Genomic DNA, 15,203 nt, shown 5'->3' on the forward strand with positions numbered 1-15,203 from the left:
ACTGCGTGCCATTGATTAAGCGAACACAATGCCAATCCTCTGGTCATAGATACGTTGAATTAATCAAACAAGGAATTCTGATGCAGCTTTCAACTACCCCGACCCTGGAAGGGTTCACCATCACCGAATACTGCGGCGTCGTGACCGGCGAAGCGATCCTCGGCGCCAACATTTTTCGTGATTTCTTCGCCGGCGTGCGCGATATCGTCGGCGGCCGCTCGGGCGCTTATGAGAAAGAGCTGCGCAAGGCGCGCTTGATCGCGTTCGAAGAGCTGGAAGATCAGGCGAAAGAGCTGGGCGCCAACGCGGTGGTCGGCATTGATATCGATTATGAAACCGTTGGTAAAGACGGCAGCATGCTGATGGTGACCGTCAGCGGCACCGCGGTGAAAGTCAGCCGCTAACGCCATTCTCGCGCCCCGGCCATTCTGCCGGGGCGACGTTCTCTTGCTTTACCCCACCTTGTGCTGCTCGACGATCGGGCGGTGCTCCTGCGGTTTTACCGGCGCCGGCTCCTGGCGATGCTGTATCGGCTGAACGAACGACGGGCGGATCTGCGGCGCCGGGGCCGGATGCGGCATGACGCGTTCTTGCGGCATCGGCGTCGGGCGCACTACCGCCGGGTGCGGCGCTACGGCCGGTTCGTGTACCGCCGGCTGAGCGACGTGAGGTGCGACCTGAACCGGTGGCCGCACGGCGGATTGATGCACCGGCGCGACGGCTGGCATCGGATGCGTCTGTACCGGCGCTGAATGCACGGCCATCGGCTGCTGCGCGTGGGGCGCCGCAGGCTTGGTATGCGTGAACGTCGGCATGCTCATCGGTTGCTGCACATGGGACGCGTTGACCGATTGTTGCACGTGCGGCGCGGCCGCTACCGGCTGGGAATGCGCAAAGTTCGGCATGGTCATCGGCGCATGGGCTGCAGGCGCGACGCGCGGCTGTTGCGGCGCCGCGTTCGGCGTCGATGCGTTGAAGCGCGGCGTCGGCGCGGCGGGGGGTGTATTGTAGTTGTTCACCGTGCTGGTGCTGCTGCGATTCACATTGTTGACGTTGTTATATTGGTTGATGTTGGTGACGCGATTTACCACGGTGGTGGAGTGCGATACGTAAGGCGCATTGCGGTAGACCACCGGTTGGCGTCGGTCGTCCCAGCGCATATCCCAGTTGTGCCAGCCGCTGTTGTGTTGGTTGAGCAAAGAGGCGACCGCGATGCCGACGCCGAAGCTGATCACGCCGGCGGCCAGCATGTCGCCGCCGCTATAGCCCGAAGGCTGATACTGATAGCTTGGATAAGCCTGGATCGGCGTGCCGTAGGCCTCCCAGGGATCGTAATGCGGAACGTAAACCGTATCCGGCTGGCTGGGCTCGATGACGATGGTTTCGCCCGGCGCCGCCACCACGCTCTGGCGATAGGATTGCTGCTCAACGTAACGGGTCGTAGGCGCTACGACGATGCGCTGCTGCGGGGTGTTTTTCAGCGTACCCTGGCTGGCCGCCCGCTGACGCATCACCTGAATGGCGTTCATCATGTCGGTGGGATCGTTGAGGTAGGCGCTGCCCAGGGCGGTGGTCCAGGGGATGTTCTTCGCCATCTGATCGAGCACGTCGGGGAATTGTACCAGGCCGCGCACGCTGGGATCCCAGGGCTGAGCGTCGGCCGCCGAGCTGAGCGCCGCCGGTTGCAATCCGCGGTTTTGCGCCAGCCAGGCATCCGCGGCGCTGATTTGGTCGGGGTAACCCGCGCCGGCCAAGACCTGCGCCAGCAACTTATCGGGGAACAGCGCCACCGGGCTGACCAACTGGTACAGCTGATCGGCGGTCAGCGGCGTGTAGGCCGGCGCACTTGCAGTGGCGGCGGGAGCGGCCGGGGGCGGCGTGCTCCCGCCCATCGCACTGGCGACTTTTTGCTGATCGCAGCCGCTGAGCGGCAGCATGGCGGCACAGAGCAACCAGGACAGATAGCGTGGCGTGAACATGTTCGACTCCGCTCTTTCAGCGCAGATGATACTTTGAGACTATCATGGGCGGGAGAGGCCGCCAGCCGGGAGCAACACTCGCTTGCACATCGGCGCTATCTGTCATCATTTCTCGATGAGCGTGATGATTGGATACAGGTTAATCGCGTTACGTTACATCTTTCACGGACGATAATCAGGAGGATAAGTGAAAATTTGGCCAGGGATTATCGCCGCCGCGCTGTTGGCGGGGTGCCAAAATCCACAGCAGGATACGCTCGTCGATCGCGGCGCTTACCAGCTCGAAACCCTGCATCAGGCACAGGGCGCCGATCAGCGCATCCGGTTTTTGGTGATGCACTACACGGCGGAAGACTTCCATTCATCGCTGAAAACGCTGACCGACGAGCACGTCAGCGCCCATTATCTGCTGCCGGCGCACCCGCAGCGCGAGCACGGCAAACCGACGGTGTATCGGCTGGTGCCGGAAGCGATGCGCGCCTGGCATGCCGGCGCCAGCGCCTGGCGCGGCCGCAGCAACCTCAACGACACCTCGATCGGCATCGAAATCGTCAACAAGGGCTTCACCCGCAGCATGCTGTTCACCCACTGGCAACCCTATACGGCGGAGCAGATCGCCGTGCTGATCCCGCTGAGCCGCGACATTATCCAACGCTATGGCATCCAGCCGCAGGACGTGGTGGGGCACAGCGATATCGCGCCGCAGCGCAAACAGGATCCCGGCCCGCTGTTCCCCTGGCGGCAGCTGGCCCAGGCCGGCATCGGCGCCTGGCCGGACGAACGAGACGTGCAGCGTTTGCTGGCGGGGCGCGATCGTCATGCGCCGGTACCGATGACGCCGCTGCTCGAAAAGCTGGCGCGTTACGGCTATGCGATCGAGCCGTCATGGGATGCGCGGCAGCAGCGCAACGTGGTAGCGGCGTTTCAGATGCACTTCCGGCCCGACGATGTGCGCGGCGAGCCGGATGCAGAGAGTGAAGCGATTGTCGATGCGCTGCTGGTGAAGTACGGCGCGGCGCGTTGATTACAGGCCGTGCAGCTTACCGTGATCTTTCAGCCAGCGGGCGGTGCGCGCGATGCCTTCTTCCAGCGAGACGATCGGCTGATAGCCCAGCTCTTGCTGCGCGCGGGTGGTATCGAGCGTGAGGTCGAAGTTGAGTTTGGCGACGCCGTAGTGGGTCAGCACCGGCTCCTTCTCGCTTTTGCTGCCGAGGCGTTCCATGCCGCGCGCCATCATGTCGAGCATCGGATAGGGGACGGAGCGGATGCGGCATTTCATGCCCAGATCGTCGATCAGCTGCTGTACCACGGTGCGAAGCGGGCGCGGCTGCTGGTTGGTGATGTTGTAGGCGCGGCCGGACGGGGTATCTTCTTTTAGCGTCGCCAGCCACATGGCGTGCACCGCATTCTCCAGGTAGGTCATGTCCACCATCGCCGCGCCGCCGCGCGGCAGCAGCAGGTTGCCGTAGCGTTTGATCATCTGTAGCAGCCGCGGCAGCATCACCTTGTCGTGCGGCCCGAACAATCCCTGCGGGCGCAGAATGGTGAAATGGGTCTGCGGATTGGACAGCGCCAACTGCTGGATCACCTGCTCGCCGGCGGCCTTGCTGCGCGCGAATTCGTTGGCGTAGCGCTGCGGGCGGAAGTCTTCGGTCACGTTGCGGTGATGGTGGTAATCGAAATAGATCGCCGGGGAGGAGATGTGAATGAACTGCGCTACGCCGTAGGCCGCCGCCCATTCGCCGAGGCGGCGGGTGGCGCGGACGTTGGCCAGTTCGAAGGCCTCTTCGGTGCCCCAGGGCGAGGTAAAGCTGGAGCAGTGCCACAGCACGTCGACGTCCGCCAGCATCGCCTTGGCCTGCGAAGAGATCAGATTGGTGAGATCGGCATGAATAAACTCCGCGCCCATTTTTTCCAGCAGGCCGCCCATCGCCTGGTTGCGGCCGGTGGCGCGCACTTTGATGCCCTGGCGGCGCAGATATTCAACGGCGTTACGGCCTAACCCACTGGTGGCACCGGTGACCAATACCTTCATAACGGACTCTATTCTCACCCAAAATCGGAATACCGGCGGGCGCTTGCGGCGCTTCCAGCAAATAAGATGCCATTCTTCCGTGATTTCGTGCGCTATGCAATCGGAAAGCCCCGAAGCACAGCGGCAAACTGTGCGGTTGATCGACAAATGAACGGCGTTCAGCGCTGTTGGCGATCCCGGCTCTCAGCAAGCTCGGCGATGCGCTTCGCCATGCCGCGAAAAATGAACAGGTGTGCGGGCATCATGGCGAACCAATACAGCAGCCCGCTGAAGCCGGCCGGATGCCACCAGGCGCGCACGTCCAGCGTGCGGCGATCGCCGTGATCGGTGATGCTGAAGCTCAGCCGCCCCAGCCCCGGTGCCTTCATGCCGAACAGCAGCGCCAGTTGCCGCAGCGGCTTCAGCGTGATGACTTTCCAGCCGTCGATCTCGTCGCCCAGCGCCAGGGTCGCGCGCGCCGGGCGGCCGTAGACCACCCCGTTGCCGATCATGTCGTCCATGCGAGCGCGGATCCGCCACAGAATATTGGCGTAGAAATAGCCTTCTTCGCCCCCCAGCTGCTGCACCGTTTGCCACAGGGCCTCGCGGGTGGCGGTGGTGTCCAGCGAACAACCGGCCTGTTTTGGATAGTAACCGTAGCCGGGGCGCCAGCGGGCCCGCGCCGCCGGATCGTAGCCCCAGTCGGCGGAATCGACCACCTCCTGTTCGCGCTGCAGCGTGGTGGCGACCGCCTGATCAAAGGTGTGCAGCCGCTGCGGGATCAGGGCCTGCAGCGGCCGGCCGTCGGCGGGCAGATCGTGCTTCAGCCCCTGGATCAGCGCGCGGGCGATCGGCGTCGGCACCGAGGTGATCAGGCTGATGAACCACACCGAAATCAGCCGCGTCGGCAAGGGGATCGGGATCAGCCAGCGCCGCTTGCCGCTGAGGGCGATAAAGCGTTTGAACATATCCTGATAGCTGAGGTACTCCGGCCCGGCAACGTCGAAGATGCGGTGTTCCTGCGCCGGGTGCGCCAGCAGATCGGCCAGATAAACCAGCAGGTTCTCCAGCGCCACCGGCGACGACTTCGAACGCACCCAGCGCGGCGGCGTCAGCACCGGCAGGTTATAGACCATGTCGCGCATCACTTCGAACGCCGCCGAGCCGGGGCCGACGATGATGCCGGCGCGCAGCTCGGTCACCGGCACGCCGCTCTGGCGCAAGATCTCGCCGGTCAGGCGGCGGGCCGCCAGGTGCGGTGAGCTGTCGTCGTTTGGCTGCAGCGCGCCGAGAAAGATCACCTGTTTGACGCCGGCATTGCGCAGCGCGTCGCGCAGGTTTTCCGCCGCCTGGCGCTCCTTCTCGATAAAATCGTCGCCGTCGCCCATCGCATGCACCAGATAGTAAAGCGTATCGATCTCCCACAGCGCCGCGCTCAGGGTCTCCGGGCGATACAGATCGGCATACAGGCAGTTGACCTGCGGCCAGTTCCGCTCCTGCAGCCACTCGATGCGCCGCGCGGCGGCGGTAATCTGGTGCCCCTGTTCGATCAGGTGCGGGATCAGGTTCTGGCCTATATAGCCGCTGGCTCCAAGAACCAGTACGCGTTGGGGTGTCATCGGGCCGCCTTGTGCGGTAGAGGATTGGCAGAACGACAGGATGCCAAATTCAGGGTTTAAATGCACTTTTTGTATGGGTATAAGCCGGTTGCATCCATCCTGGCGCAGGTTCACACTACGCGCCCCCTTACCGAACGAAAAACCGGATGTCATGAAGCTCAATGTGATTTGTTACGCCCTGCTGGGCCTGGCGCTGGTCGCCAGCCTGTTCTCGCTGCATCCGGTGTGGATGTGGTTGCTGTTGGCCAACCTGTTGACGTTTCTGATCTACGGCGGCGATAAGCTGGCGGCGCGCAAAGGGTGGCGGCGGGTACCGGAGGCGACGCTGTTGCTGTTCGGTGCGCTGGGCGGGTGGTTGGGCGCACTGGCGGCACAGCAGCTGTTTCGCCACAAAACCCAGAAGCAGCCGTTTAAAACCTGGTTCATCCTCAGCGTGGCGCTCAACCTGGTGGCGGTGCTGGGGCTGTGGTACTGGGTTTATGGCCGCTGGATCTTCTGATTACAACAGCAGCGGCAGGGTAGCGCTGGCGGTGGCCTGCATCGCCTGAGCGTAGGCGGGATCGCGCTGAGCCAGTTCGGCGATCATCAACTCCACCAGCAGCATGGCGCCGACCTTGGCCGGCAGGGCGCCGGCGGTCAGCGGCCCTTCCGGTTTGGCTGCCACCAGCAGCGTATCCGCCATTTTAGCCAGCGGGCTGCGTTGGGTGTTGCTGATTGCGATCACGCGTGCGCCGCGCCCTTTGGCCAACGCCACCGCATGCAGCACGTCCTTGGTGGAGCCGGAGCTGGAGATGACGATCAGCAGATCCCGCTCACTCAGCGAGGCGGCGTTCATCGCCGCCCGGTGCATGTCGCTGAACAGCTGCGCCGGTTTGCCGAGGCGCAACAGTTTGTAGTGCAGAAAATCGCCGATGATGGCGCTGGCGGCGACGCCGTAAATCTGTACCGAAGCGCAACGCTGCAGGCTGTCCGCCGCCTGTTGCAGCGCCTGAGGATCCAACAGCGCGCCGGTATCCCGCAGCGCCTGCACGCTCTCTTCCACCAAATTTTCCGTTGCGCTTTGCCGCGTCGTCGCCTCCGGCTGGTTTTGTTGCAGGCTGAGGGCCAGCGCCATTTTAAATTCGGTATAGCCTTTACAGCCCAGATGGCGGCACAGCCGCGTGACGCTGGCTTCGCTGGTGGCGCTTTCACGCGCCAGTTCGGTGATGGTCAGGTAAACGGCGCGGGAGGGCTCCGCAAGAAGATAGTTGCCGAGCTTTTGCAGCGTGGGGCTGTACCCCGCCAAATCCTGCCGCAGCCGCAATAACAAGTTGCCTGTATTCATCACGTTACCTTTCTGAGTATGCCCGTTTCTATTGTGGCGGAAAGACGCCGCCGCTCGCCAGCGAAATCGACGGATTGTGAAGCCGATCATCGTTGTGAATAAAATTTTCATTAAATTAATTTTAGTGTGGTAAAAATTTTCATCATAAAAATGATAGCGGGGAAAAATTTATGTCAACACCAGAATTGTCGCGCTCCGGCGGCTGGTTCGAAAAAGCCCAGCTGTTCGGCAAATCGTTCATGCTGCCGATCGCCGTGCTGCCGGCGGCCGGCCTGCTGCTGGGGATCGGCGGTGCGCTGTCCAATCCCAATACCGTCGAGGCGTATCCCTTCCTCAACGTCGGCTGGTTGCAAAGCGTATTTACGGTGATGGCCAGCGCCGGCGCCATCGTGTTCGCCAACCTGGCGGTCCTGTTCGCGGTCGGCGTGGCGGTGGGGTTGGCCAAAAGCGACAAGGGCACGGCGGGGCTGGCCTCGCTGATCGCCTACTTGGTGATGAACGCCACCATCAATGCGCTGTTGAAAATCAACGGCACGCTGGCCACGCAGAACGCCGGCGCGGTGGGGCAGGGAACGATTCTCGGGATCCAGACGCTGGAGACCGGAGTGTTCGGCGGGGTAGTCATCGGTCTGGTGACCTGATATCTGCACGGCCGCTACAACAAAATAGCGCTGCCGCCGTTCCTGGGCTTTTTCGGCGGCTCGCGCTTTGTGCCGATTGTCAGTTCACTGGCGGCGATGGCGGTCGGCGCCCTGATGACCGTGGTGTGGCCGCCTTTCCAACGGCTGATCTTCGGCATGGGCGGCCTGGTGGACGCCAGCGGCTATCTCGGCACCTTTATCTACGGCTTCGTGCTGCGCATGCTTGGGCCGTTCGGCCTGCATCACATCTTCTACCTGCCGTTCTGGACCACCGCGCTCGGCGGCAGCGAAGTGATCAACGGACAGCTGGTGGAAGGCACGCAGCGCATTTTCTTCGCCCAGTTGGCCGACCCGAATACGCAGCAGTTCTACATCGGCACGGCGCGTTTCATGTCCGGCCGCTTTATCACCATGATGTTTGGCCTGGTCGGCGCCTGCCTGGCGATGTATCAAAGCGCGCGCCCGGAGAACCGCAAGCGCGTCGGCGGGCTGCTGCTGTCGGCGGCGCTGACCTCTTTCCTGACCGGCATCACTGAGCCTATCGAATTCTCGTTCCTGTTCATCGCGCCGGCGCTGTACGTGGTGCACGCGCTGTTCGACGGCCTGGCGTTCGCGATCGCACACATTCTGCATATCACCATCGGCCAGACGTTCTCCGGCGGTTTTATCGATTTCATGCTGTTCGGCGTGCTGCAGGGCGAAGCGAAAACCCATTGGATGTATGTGCCGCTGGTCGGGGTGCCCTGGTTCTTCCTGTACTACTTCACGTTCCGTTTCCTGATCCTGCGCTTCAATTTCAAAACGCCGGGGCGCGAGGTGGAAACCGTGCCGGAAGCGGTGATGAGCGGCACCGAACGCTCGCAGCAGGTGCTGGCGGCGCTGGGTGGCAAAGAGAATATCGTCGAACTGGATTGTTGCGCCACGCGGCTGCGCGTGACGGTAAAACAGAGCCGGTTGCTGGACGAGGGCGGGCTGAAGGCCAGCGGCGCGCGGGCGGTGATCGTTCGCGGCAACGGCGTTCAGGTGATCTATGGCCCGCACGTGACCATTATTAAAAACGAAGTCGAGGAGTTGTTGGATTTATGACGCTTTCCATTTTGCAGCAGATTAAGGGTCGGCTGGTGGTGTCTTGCCAGGCGCTGGACGACGAGCCGCTGCACAGCGATTTTATCATGGCACGCATGGCGCTGGCGGCCGAGCAAGGCGGTGCGGCAGCGATCCGCGCCAACGGCGTCGAAGACGTTAAAGCCATCATGCGCACGGTGGCGCTGCCGGTGATCGGCATTATCAAGCGCGATTATGCCGGTAGCGATGTCTATATCACGCCGACCCTGCGTGAAATCGATGAGCTGATGGCTGCGGCGCCACAGATGATTGCGCTGGACGCGACCGGCCACCCTCGGCCAGGGGAGCTGCAGCTGGCGGCGTTGGTTGCCGCGATCCGCGCCAGGTATCCCCGGCTGCTGCTGATGGCGGACATCGCCACCGTGGAAGAGGCGCAAGAGGCTGCCAGGTTGGGGTTCGACTGCGTGGGCACCACGCTGCACGGCTATACCGCCGAAAGCCGGGGCGCCCGACTGGCGGAGGACGATTTCGGTTTTCTGCGCGCGGTGTTGGCGGCGGTGCCGGTGCCGGTCATCGCCGAGGGCAATGTCGAAACGCCGGCGATGGCCGCACGCTGCCTGACGTTGGGGGCGCATGCGGTCGTGGTGGGCGGCGCCATTACGCGCCCGCAGCAGATCACCCGCCGTTTTGTCGAGGCCATCGGCGGGCGGTGAAGGGCTCCCCGGCGCGCCGGGGAGGAGGGATCAGGCGTGCTGCTGGAGGAACTCCCGCCACAGCTCGACCACCCGCTGCAGATCCTGACGGCTGACGTCGAGGTGGGTCAGAATGCGCGTCAGCGGGCCGCTGCTGATCAGCACGCCGCGTTCGCGCATCCACGGGCCGAATTTGGCCGCCAGCGCCGGTGATTGGCGCAGGTACAGCACGTTGGTCTGTGCGCCGGGTTCGGCAACCTCCACGCCGATCTGCCGCAGCTGTTGCTCCAGCCAGACCGCGTTGTCATGGTCTTCGCGCAGCCGCGCGACGTTATGCTCCAAAGCGTAAAGACCGGCCGCCGCCAGGATGCCGGCCTGACGCAGCCCGCCGCCGGTCATCTTGCGCCAGCGCAGCGCGCGCTGAATGAAGGCCTCGCTGCCGCACAGCAGCGATCCGACCGGTGCGCCCAATCCTTTTGACAGGCAAATGGTGAAGGTGTCGCAGTATTGCACGATCTCTTTCAACGGCAGGTTCAGCGCCACGGCGGCGTTGAAGATGCGCGCGCCGTCGATATGCAGCGCCAGCTGCCGCTCGCGGGTAAACTGCCACGCCTGCTGCAGGTAGGCCTGCGGCAGAACTCGGCCGCTGATGGTGTTTTCCAGGCTCAGCAGCCGGGTGCGGGCGAAGTGGATATCGTCGGGTTTGATGGCGGCGGCGAGCTTGTCCAGCGGCAGCGTGCCGTCCGCGTCGGCCTCGATCGGCTGCGGCTGGATGCTGCCCAGCACCGCCGCGCCGCCGGCCTCGTATTTATAGTTGTGCGCCTGTTGGCCGACCAGATATTCGTCGCCGCGCTGGCAGTGGCTCAGAAGTGCCACCAGGTTGGCCTGGGTGCCGCTGGGCAAAAACAGCGCCGCTTCTTTGCCCGACAGGCGTACCGCCTCGGCCTCCAGCGCGTTGACCGTCGGGTCATCGCCGTAGACGTCGTCGCCGACCTCTGCCTGAGCCATCGCCTGGCGCATGGTGGCGCTGGGGCGGGTGACGGTGTCGCTGCGTAGATCGATAAGCATAGGGTTCCTGGAATGTAAGGGAGAGGAAAAGGGTACATGGCATCATATACCCTTTATTTCACCGGGGCAGCTTGCTTAGCGCAGCCAGTTGGTCTTCGCCAGCTCGACCACTTCGTCGCCGCGGCCGTTGATGATGGCGCGCAGCATGTACAGGCTGAAGCCTTTCGCCTGTTCGAACTTGATCTGCGGCGGCATCGCCAGCTCTTGCTTGGCGGTGACCACGTCCAGCAACGCCGGGCCGGGGTGCGCCAACATCTCCTGCAGCGCGCCGTCCAGATCCGAGGCTTTTTCCACGCGGATGCCCTTGATGCCGGCGGCGTTGGCGATCGCCGCGAAGTCCGGGTTATGTAGGTCGGTGCCGTCGGTCAGATAGCCGCCGGCCTTCATCTCCATCGCCACGAACCCCAGCACGCTGTTGTTGAACACCACGATTTTCACCGGCAGTTTGAGCTGCGCCAGCGACAGGAAATCCCCCATCAGCATGGTGAAGCCGCCGTCGCCGCACATGGCGATCACCTGTTTATCCGGCGCGGTGGCCTGGGCGCCGATCGCCTGCGGCATGGCGTTGGCCATCGAACCGTGGTTGAACGAACCGAGCAGGCGGCGCTTGCCGTTCATTTTCACGTAGCGGGCGGCCCACACCGTCGGCGTGCCGACGTCGCAGGTAAAGATGGCGTCGTCGCTGGCGAACTGGCTGAGTTGCTGCGCCAGATACTGTGGGTGGATCGGCTGGTCGTCGTTGGCGGTCGCCAGCCCGTCGAGATCCTTGCGCGCGTTGCGGTAATGCTCCAGCGCCTTGTCGAGGAACGCCCGGTCGCGCTTGGGCTCCAGCTGCGGCAGCAGGGCGGTGAGGGTGGTGTGGATATCGCCCACCAGCGCCATGTTGACCGGGCAGTGCGCGCCGATGCTGCCGGGGTTGATGTCGATTTGAATGATGTTGGCGTTGGTGGGGTAGAACGCGCGGTAGGGGAACTGGGTGCCGAGCAGCACCAGCGTGTCGGCGTTCATCATCGCGTGATAGCCGGAGGAGAAACCGATCAGCCCGGTCATGCCGACGCTGTAGGGATTATCCCATTCGATATGCTCCTTGCCGCGCAGCGCGTGTACCACCGGCGCCTGCAGCAGCTCGGCCAGCTTGACCACCTCATCGTGCGCGCCTGCGCAGCCGCTGCCGCACATCAGGGTGATGTTCTTCGCCTGATTCAGCGTCTCCGCCAGCTTGTTCAGCTCGCTCATCGGCGGCTGCACCAGCGGCAGCGCCGGGGTATGCCAGGTCAGGGTCGCGTCTTCCGGCGCCATGCGCAGCGCCACGTCGCCCGGCAAGACCACCACCGAGACGCCGCGGTTGAGGATCGCCTTGCGCATGGCGATCTCCAGCACGCGCGGCAGTTGTTCCGGGTTGGAAACCAGCTCGCAATAGTGGCTGCATTCGCGGAACAGCTCCTGCGGATGCGTTTCCTGGAAGTAGCCGCTGCCGATTTCGCTGGAAGGAATGTGTGCGGCGATCGCCAGCACCGGCACATGGTTGCGGTGGCAGTCGAACAGCCCGTTGATCAGGTGCAGGTTGCCGGGGCCGCAGGAACCGGCGCACACCGCCAGCTGGCCGGTGAGCTGGGCTTCGGCGCCGGCGGCGAAGGCGGCCACCTCTTCATGGCGGGTGCCCAGCCATTCGATGGTGCCCATGCGGTGCAGGCTGTCGCTCAGGCCGTTGAGCGAATCGCCGGTCACGCCCCAAATGTGTTTTACGCCGACTTGATCCAGCGTTTTGGCGATCAGTGTGGCTACGGTTTGCTTCATGGTTCCCCCAAACATGGTTTGAAAAACGATGTGTACTCGATCCGGTGAGTGGCAGCAGAACAACTGCAAGCATAGCTTACCGGCTGTGGACGAGATGCGGTCAGGAAGGGTAAAGAGCGTAGGACGGAGGAAAGTGTAACCGGGCGGGGATGAGGGAGCTTGCCGATAAATGCCCCATCGCGGCGATGGGGCCAGGGGATCACGCCAGCGTGACGTCGCCCTGCAGCTGGCAACTGCAGGCCAGCACATAGCCCTGAGCTACCTCTTCCGCGCTCAGCGTCATGGTGCTGGTGGTGGTGTAGTCGCCCTCGAGGATGCGGGTTTTGCACGAGCCGCACACCCCGGCGCGGCAGGCGGCGTTGACCGGCAGGGCATTGGCCTCCATCGCCGCCAGCAGCGTGCTGCCGACCGGCACGCGGAATTCGCGTAGCGGGCGGGCGGCGCGCAGCGTCAGCCCTTCGGTGGCATCGGCCTGCGTTGTCGGCGTGTGGAACTGCTCTTTATGGAAACGCTCGGCCGGCACGCCGAGCCGGCGGCAAAGCTGCTCCACCTGTTCCATGTAGGGCGCAGGGCCGCAGGTCATCACCGTGCGTTCGACGATATCCGGCGCCGCCTGCCGCAGCGTCTGTTCATCGATGCGGCCGCTGAGGTAGCCGGGTTGCAGATCCCGCTCTGCCATCAGCGTCAGGCGCAGCTGAGGATGAGCGGCGCACAGCGCGCGCCATTGATCGGCGAAAATCGTGTCGGCGGGGGTGCGTACGTTAAAGATCACGGCGATATCGCAGGCCGGACGGTTGGCGGTCAGCCAGCGGCACATCGAGACGATCGGCGTCACGCCGCAGCCGGCGGCCAGCATCAGATAACGATCGGCCGGGTGGCGCTCGCAGCTGAACTCGCCCTGGGCATCGGACAGCCACAGCGTGTTGCCGGGCTTGACCTCTTGTGTCAGCCAGCGCGACCCGACGCCGTCCGGCAGGCAGCGCACGCTGATGCTGAGAAAGCGGCTCTGGCCGGGCGAGGAGGAGAGCGTATAGGCGCGCAGCGTCTCCTCGCTGTTGCGGATGCTGACCAGCGCAAACTGGCCCGCCTGATAGGGGTAGAAAACGTCGCAGATCAGGTTCAGCGTCCAGACGTCGGCGGTTTCACGCCGGATGGAATGCACCTGCATGCGGTTCGGGCAAAGCGGAGTGGGTTGAGTCATCGGGGCACCTCAAAAAGCAAAGGGGCCGGCGCAGGCGGCCCCATAACGTAACGGCATCAGGCGAGCAGCGCGTTGATATCCTGCTCGACGGTGGTGATCGGACGCAGGCCGAATTTCTCGTTGAGGATCGCCATCAGGTTGTCGGTCAGGAAGCCCGGCGCAGTCGGGCCGGTGACGATGTTTTTCACCCCCAGCGACAGCAGCGTCAGCAGAATGACGATCGCCTTCTGTTCAAACCAGGACAGCACCAGGCTGAGCGGCAGCTCGTTGACGCTGCAGCCGAGCGTGTCCGCCAGCTTGACCGCCAGCATGATGGCGGAGTAGGCGTCGTTGCACTGGCCGACGTCCAGCAGGCGCGGCAGCCCTTCCAGGGTGCCGAAGTCCAGCTTGTTGAAACGGTACTTGCCGCAGGCCAGCGTCATGATCAGGCAGTCTTGCGGCACGCTGCGGGCGAAGTCGGTGAAGTAGCTGCGCTCGTCGCGGCTGCCGTCGCAGCCGCCGACCAGGAAGACGTGGCGAAGTTTTTTCTGCGACACCAGATCGATGACCGTGTCGGCGGCGTTCAGCAGCGTCTGGCGGCCGAAGCCGACGGTGATCAGGTGCTCAATTTCGGTGTAAGGGAAGCCGTTCATGCCCTGCGCTTGGCGGATCACGGCGCCGAAGTCGTCGCCTTCCAGATGGTTGACGCCCGGCCAGCCGACGATGCTGCGGGTCCAGATGCGATCGCCGTAGTTGCCGACGTTCGGATCGATGATGCAGTTGGAGGTCATCACGATCGGGCCGGGGAATTTGGCGAATTCCGTCTGCTGGTTCTGCCAGCCGCTGCCGTAGTTGCCCACCAGGTGCTTGAATTTTTTCAGTTCCGGATAGCCGTGCGCCGGCAGCATTTCGCCGTGGGTGTAGACGTTGACGTTTTGCCCTTCGGTTTGTTCGAGCAGCATGCGCAGATCTTTCAGATCGTGGCCGGAGATCAGAATGGCTTTCCCGGCCACCGGGCGCACGTTGACCGCGCTGGGCTGCGGATCGCCGTAGGCCTGGGTTTCGCCGCGATCGAGGATCGCCATCACGTTGAAGTTCATCTTGCCGATGCCCATGGCGTTGTTCAGAAGGGTATCGACGTCGCGCGGCCGGGTGCCGAGCCAGGCCATAAAGGCGTGGTAGTCGGCATAGAGCTGCTCGTCGAACTGGCCGAGCACGTGCGCGTGTTCCATATAGGCCGCCGCGCCTTTCAGGCCGTACAGGCACAGCATGCGCAACCCGTGGACGTCGTCGCCTACCTCGGCCTTGTCACTGTTGAGGGCAAACTGCGCCGCCTGTTGCAGCAGCGCAGGCATATCGTCACCGGCCAGCTGCAGCGCCGCCATCGGGTGATCGACGCGTACGCCGGCGTCCAGCAGCCGGCAACGGGCGGCCAGCGAATCGCGCAGCAGCAGGGTTTCGCGCGCGTAGCCGATGATGCGCTGAGAGTCGAAGTTAACGTTGGTCAGGGTGGAGAAGAAGGCGCGCGGGGCGAAGCTGTCGATCTCGTGGTCGACGATGCCCAGCGAACGCGCCTGCAGCGCCCAGGCGGAAAGCCCCTGCAGCGCCGCCACCAGCAGATCCTGCAGATCGGAGGTTTCCGCCGTCTTGCCGCACATGCCCTGAGCATACGCGCAGCCGTTGCCTGCCGGGGTACGGATGGTTTGTTCACATTGCACACAGAACATAGTCGCTTCCTTTTATTTTTAAAGTTGCATTTGTAATGCTTGTTTAAAAGCATAGATCGGCGATCGGGGTTGCAAAAGGCTTTTGTGCGACTACTGC

The 15,203-nt window shown here is 63.5% G+C and carries 12 protein-coding genes and 1 pseudogene; 5 read left to right on the forward strand and 8 right to left on the reverse strand.

Going from position 1 to position 15,203, the window contains the following annotated elements; genetic code table 11:
• Positions 1-80: 80 nt before the first annotated feature.
• The gene (locus EKL15_RS02610; protein ID WP_004928400.1) at positions 81-404 is read left to right on the forward strand and encodes a heavy metal-binding domain-containing protein; all 324 of its coding nucleotides are present in this window, start codon (positions 81-83) and stop codon (positions 402-404) included.
• A 48-nt stretch (positions 405-452) separates the two neighbouring features.
• Here EKL15_RS02610 and EKL15_RS02615 read toward each other — a convergent pair whose 3' ends face one another.
• Complete coding sequence (locus EKL15_RS02615; RefSeq protein ID WP_203088731.1) at positions 453-1,979, reverse strand: DUF3300 domain-containing protein; 1,527 nt, start codon at positions 1,977-1,979, stop codon at positions 453-455.
• A 187-nt stretch (positions 1,980-2,166) separates the two neighbouring features.
• Here EKL15_RS02615 and EKL15_RS02620 point away from each other — a divergent pair, with 187 nt between their 5' ends.
• Positions 2,167-3,003 carry an N-acetylmuramoyl-L-alanine amidase gene (locus EKL15_RS02620; RefSeq protein ID WP_100396489.1) on the forward strand — a complete coding sequence of 279 codons (837 nt, stop codon included), beginning with the start codon at positions 2,167-2,169 and terminating at the stop codon, positions 3,001-3,003.
• Here the strand turns inward: EKL15_RS02620 and EKL15_RS02625 are convergent, their stop codons facing one another.
• Complete coding sequence (locus tag EKL15_RS02625; RefSeq protein WP_004928393.1) at positions 3,004-4,014, reverse strand: NAD(P)-dependent oxidoreductase; 1,011 nt, start codon at positions 4,012-4,014, stop codon at positions 3,004-3,006.
• 158 nt (positions 4,015-4,172) lie between these two features.
• Positions 4,173-5,612, reverse strand: coding sequence for a DUF2867 domain-containing protein (locus EKL15_RS02630; protein WP_060440300.1), 1,440 nt, complete (start codon positions 5,610-5,612; stop codon positions 4,173-4,175).
• 151 nt (positions 5,613-5,763) lie between these two features.
• On the opposite strand from EKL15_RS02630, the gene EKL15_RS02635 reads away from it, so the two are divergent.
• Positions 5,764-6,111, forward strand: coding sequence for a DUF1294 domain-containing protein (locus EKL15_RS02635; protein WP_033654657.1), 348 nt, complete (start codon positions 5,764-5,766; stop codon positions 6,109-6,111).
• On the opposite strand, the gene EKL15_RS02640 is transcribed toward EKL15_RS02635, so the two are convergent.
• Positions 6,112-6,939 carry a MurR/RpiR family transcriptional regulator gene (locus EKL15_RS02640; protein ID WP_060421676.1) on the reverse strand — a complete coding sequence of 276 codons (828 nt, stop codon included), beginning with the start codon at positions 6,937-6,939 and terminating at the stop codon, positions 6,112-6,114.
• Positions 6,940-7,106: 167 nt separating this feature from the next.
• Between EKL15_RS02640 and EKL15_RS02645 the strand changes: the two are divergent.
• Positions 7,107-8,663, forward strand: a pseudogene (locus EKL15_RS02645) (PTS transporter subunit EIIC).
• Positions 8,660-9,355 carry an N-acetylmannosamine-6-phosphate 2-epimerase gene (locus tag EKL15_RS02650; RefSeq protein ID WP_049202202.1) on the forward strand — a complete coding sequence of 232 codons (696 nt, stop codon included), beginning with the start codon at positions 8,660-8,662 and terminating at the stop codon, positions 9,353-9,355. The pseudogene EKL15_RS02645 and the gene EKL15_RS02650 overlap by 4 nt, the downstream one beginning before the upstream one ends.
• A 30-nt stretch (positions 9,356-9,385) precedes the next feature.
• On the opposite strand, the gene ltaE is transcribed toward EKL15_RS02650, so the two are convergent.
• The 4 genes from ltaE to hcp all read right to left on the reverse strand — a co-directional run bounded on the left by ltaE (position 9,386) and on the right by hcp (position 15,106).
• A complete protein-coding gene (gene ltaE, locus EKL15_RS02655; protein WP_159317859.1) occupies positions 9,386-10,402 on the reverse strand; it encodes a low-specificity L-threonine aldolase in 1,017 nt (338 codons plus the stop codon).
• A gap of 75 nt (positions 10,403-10,477) precedes the next feature.
• Positions 10,478-12,199, reverse strand: coding sequence for a ubiquinone-dependent pyruvate dehydrogenase (poxB, locus tag EKL15_RS02660; protein ID WP_203088739.1), 1,722 nt, complete (start codon positions 12,197-12,199; stop codon positions 10,478-10,480).
• A 199-nt stretch (positions 12,200-12,398) separates the two neighbouring features.
• Positions 12,399-13,400 (reverse strand): NADH oxidoreductase, encoded by a 1,002-nt coding sequence (gene hcr, locus EKL15_RS02665; protein WP_087762264.1) that lies wholly within the window; start codon positions 13,398-13,400, stop codon positions 12,399-12,401.
• 56 nt (positions 13,401-13,456) lie between these two features.
• Positions 13,457-15,106 carry a hydroxylamine reductase gene (gene hcp / locus EKL15_RS02670; RefSeq protein ID WP_060421649.1) on the reverse strand — a complete coding sequence of 550 codons (1,650 nt, stop codon included), beginning with the start codon at positions 15,104-15,106 and terminating at the stop codon, positions 13,457-13,459.
• Positions 15,107-15,203: the final 97 nt, after the last annotated feature.

It is taken from the genome of Serratia sp. 4542 (assembly GCF_016805595.1).
In the GTDB taxonomy this organism is placed as follows: domain Bacteria; phylum Pseudomonadota; class Gammaproteobacteria; order Enterobacterales; family Enterobacteriaceae; genus Serratia; species Serratia nevei.